This window comes from Faecalibacterium sp. DFI.5.82, assembly GCF_029076575.1.
Taxonomy (GTDB): Bacteria; Bacillota; Clostridia; order Oscillospirales; family Ruminococcaceae; genus Faecalibacterium; species Faecalibacterium duncaniae.
Genome location: NZ_JARFIS010000728.1, coordinates 1 through 302 on the forward strand (window position 1 = coordinate 1; position 302 = coordinate 302).

Genomic DNA, 302 nt, shown 5'->3' on the forward strand with positions numbered 1-302 from the left:
GCTCATCCTCGACGACGAGTTCAACGGCTGCAGTGACGAGCTGCGCATTATGACCGATGACGGCAGCTACGGCACCAAGGGTGTGGTCACTGCCGCTCTGGACGAGCTCGTAGCCGCTGGCAACCAGTATGATCTGGTCATCACCATCGGCCCGCTGATCATGATGAAATTCGTCGTCAAGACCTGCCAGAAGCACGGGCTGCAGAGCATCGTCTCCATGAACCCCATTATGATCGACGGCACCGGCATGTGCGGCGGCTGCCGCCTGACCGTGGGCGGCGAGACCAAGTTTGCCTGCGTGG

The 302-nt window shown here is 60.9% G+C and carries 1 pseudogene; it reads left to right on the plus strand.

What is annotated here, in order from left to right:
* A pseudogene (locus P0G09_RS18645) lies at positions 1-302 on the plus strand (sulfide/dihydroorotate dehydrogenase-like FAD/NAD-binding protein); the annotation flags it as partial.